This window comes from Parvibaculum sp. (genome assembly GCF_035511255.1).
Classification (GTDB): domain Bacteria; phylum Pseudomonadota; class Alphaproteobacteria; order Parvibaculales; family Parvibaculaceae; genus Parvibaculum.
Genome location: NZ_DATKFR010000302.1, coordinates 1 through 3018 on the forward strand (window position 1 = coordinate 1; position 3018 = coordinate 3018).

The window sequence follows — 3018 nt, forward strand, 5'->3', positions numbered from 1 at the left end:
TTGGCGAAGCTCGTATCGCCGCCCTTCGACGGAATTTCCAGCGAATAGAGAACGCTCGCCATCGGCGGCTCTTCGACATAGGACATGTCGGTGTGCCACTCGGCTTCCTTGTCGCCCAGGGCGCCGATGGGCTTTCCATTCTCGACGACGTTCGAGATGATCCAGATTTCGGGCCGCGATTTCTCCTGCGCGCCTGCATAATCCGTGGCGCTCGCAGGCGCGATGTCGAGAGTGCCGAAATGGCGCGAGAAGCGGATGAGATCGTCGTCGGTGAGGCTCTGGCCGCGAAAGAGCAGCACGATGTGGTCGGCCCAGGCTTCCTTCAGCGCCTCGATGTCGGCATCGCTCAAGGGCTTCGACAGGTCGAGCCCCCGGACTTCAGCACCCAGCGCCGCTGTGGCGGGGACGATTTCCATCGCCATGATCCGTTCCCTCTTCTTCGATCGTTATCAATGGACCGCCGTTCCAGCGCGCGCCGATATAAAGCGTTCCGAAAAACGAGATGGCGCCTACCGCCGCACTCAGGAAATAGGCCTTCGGTCCGAAGGACTGGTAGAGCGGGCCCGCGATCAGCGTCATCGCTCCCATCATAACGCCGGCCGAGAAAGAAGCGTAGAGGCTCTGCGCGGTCGCCGCCAATGAGCGCGGCGCGGCCCTGCTCAGGAAATGAATGGTGCCGAGATGGGCCGCGCAATAGGTGAAGGCGTGCAGTATCTGGAGGGGAAACAATATCCAGAGCGGCGGGCTCAACGCCGTGATGCTCCAGCGGAAGGCGGCGGCACCCGCACCGAGCGTCATCATCTGCACAGCGCCGACCCGCGCGACGACACGGCCCGAAAAGGCGAAGAGGATGATTTCGGCGATCACGCCGACGCCCCAGAGCGCGCCGATCACCATGTTGCTGTAGCCGAGCTTCTGCCAGTTCAACGTGCCGAAAGTGTAATAGACGGCATGGGTCGACTGGATGAGCCCCGCCAGGCAAATGCCGATGACGAAGAGCGGATGGCGCAGGATGGCGCGCGCGGCTTTCCATTGACCGCCGGATGGCGCGGCATGAATCCCGCTCGGCACTTCCGGCGCGAGAAGATAGGCGCCGGCCAGGTTGACGATGATGGCGCCGATGAGACAGGTGGAGATGACAAGCGGCGTCTGCCATTCGAGCAGCCAGCCGACGCCGTAGCTCGCGCCGATGAAGGTGATCGAACACCAGAGGCGGACGCGGCCATAGTCGATGCCCTCGCTATGGGCGGCCTTCATCGCGATCGTGTCGATCAACGGCGTGATCGACGGCCAGAGCGACATCAGGATGAGCGTGACGAAGAGTATCTGCCAGAAGCCGGACGTGAAGACATAGAGGCAGACCGCGATCAGCGATCCCCAGGCCAGCGAGATGACGACGCGGCGGCGATTGTCGAGACGGTCGGCGAGGAAAGCGAACCAGGGCCCCGCCGCGATGCGCAGGAACATGGTCGCCGCCATGATGAGGGAGATCTGCTCCGGGCCGAGGCCCTTCGCCTTCAGCCAGACCGGAAAGAAAGGAACCTGCACGCCCGAGAAGAGACAGAGCGAGGCGTAGAAGACCGAAAGGCGAAGCGCGAGCGGCATGATGTCGGGCCTGAAAGACCCGATATCCGGGCGGACAAGTCATAGCCGAACCGAAAAGGCACGCAAGGGGCTGGCTTCTCGTCGGTCTCTCGTTCCCCCCATCCCCCACCCTCCGCGAGCTACGCTCGCTCCTCCCTCCCCCTTCCCGCCCGGACGCTTCGGGATACGGAGGGGTTCTGGCGGGAAGGGGGAGGGATGCGAAGGCTTGGCTTGGGGCTTGGCTTGGGGCTTGCCCCAAGCCTTAGCCGAAGCCGGGTGGGGGTTAGCTGACAAGAACCGCGGCGAACCCGCCCTACCCCGCCAGCGGGAAGACCAGCTTGCGTCCCTCGGCCGCCTCGACCAGCAGATCCCAGATCTTGCGATCCAGTGCAGAGGCCCAGGACGCCTTCGAGGTTTCCACAGCCGCGTGGAGCTCAATCAGCAGGGATTTCAGCGCATCGTTGGAGGCGTTGAGCGCGCTGACCTTGAAGGAGGTGTCCTTCGTCGCCGCAGCATCGAGGAGGCGTTTCGCGAACGCCTTGTCCTCGACAAGACTTATGTCCCGTGCCTCGTCTTCGACGAGGCGGGCCGCCTCCGCAAAGAGCGCGCGCATGGCTTCGTTCTCGCGGACGCGGATATCGGCGGCGCGATCATATTCCTGCGCCGCCATGGCGATCGACATGCCGATCAGGCCGACGCTGCCGGTCGAATATTCGCCGCCGAGCTGCGGGGCGATTTCGGTCATCAGCGTGACGAAGAAGCCGCCGAGGGCGGTATCGACTTCGGGCTTCATGCGCGGGCCTCCTTCGACAGGGCCGAGAGACGTCCGGCCAGAATACGGTCATGCATGTCGGTGCAGTACCAGCTCGACAAAGCGAGGATCGGGTCGCGGTTGGCGCCGGTGTGATATTCCTTGCCGGCCGAAATCCAGATCGCGAGGCCCTTCAGCGAGTTGAAGATTTCCCACCAGCGCAAGGCGACGGGATCGATCTTCAATCCGCTCGTCTCCTGCCAGAGACGAAAGGCTTCGGCGCGCGGGATCATGCCGCCGGGGCGATCGGGATTGGCGAAGGCCCAAAGCGGATCAGCCGCCCAGGCGATGTCTTCCAGCGGATCGCCGAGATGGCACATCTCCCAGTCGAGGATCGCCTTGATGTCGCCCTCGCCGTTGACCAAAAAATTGCCGGTGCGGTAATCGCCATGCACGACGGAGAGTTTCTGCGCCGGCGGCGGCGGATTGCGGCGGAGCCAGCGGATCGCGGCGCGGGCGATGGGCTGCGGCGAGAGCTCGTCCTCGTCGATGACCTTTTCCCACTTGTCGAGTTCGCGCTTCCAGCATTCGCCGGGCGCGACCGGCTCCATCTCGAAGCCAATGTCTTTCGGTTCGGCGGCGGCGATCTTTCCGAGATGCGTCCAGAACTGGCGGCCGATTTT

General features: G+C 63.8%; 4 protein-coding genes. All 4 read right to left on the reverse strand.

Annotation, left to right across the window (positions count from 1 at the left end; all coding sequences use genetic code 11):
- Positions 1-422, reverse strand: a 422-nt coding sequence (locus VMR03_RS11960) for a TauD/TfdA family dioxygenase (RefSeq protein ID WP_325405490.1), incomplete at its 3' end; no start/stop codon positions are given.
- The gene (locus VMR03_RS11965; protein WP_325405492.1) at positions 379-1605 is read right to left on the reverse strand and encodes an MFS transporter; all 1227 of its coding nucleotides are present in this window, start codon (positions 1603-1605) and stop codon (positions 379-381) included. The genes VMR03_RS11965 and VMR03_RS11960, both read right to left, overlap by 44 nt.
- A gap of 292 nt (positions 1606-1897) precedes the next feature.
- Positions 1898-2377, reverse strand: a complete 480-nt coding sequence (locus tag VMR03_RS11970) for a hypothetical protein (protein WP_325405494.1) — start codon at positions 2375-2377, stop codon at positions 1898-1900.
- The coding region (locus VMR03_RS11975; RefSeq protein ID WP_325405496.1) for a phosphotransferase family protein at positions 2374-3018 on the reverse strand (645 nt) is incomplete at its 5' end. The genes VMR03_RS11975 and VMR03_RS11970, both read right to left, overlap by 4 nt.

Bases quoted from the DNA above. Each gene is read 5' to 3' on its own strand.
- VMR03_RS11965 (WP_325405492.1), bottom strand. From the start codon at position 1,605: ATGCCGCTCGCGCTTCGCCTTTCGGTCTTCTACGCCTCGCTCTGTCTC.
- VMR03_RS11970 (WP_325405494.1), bottom strand. From the start codon at position 2,377: ATGAAGCCCGAAGTCGATACCGCCCTCGGCGGCTTCTTCGTCACGCTG.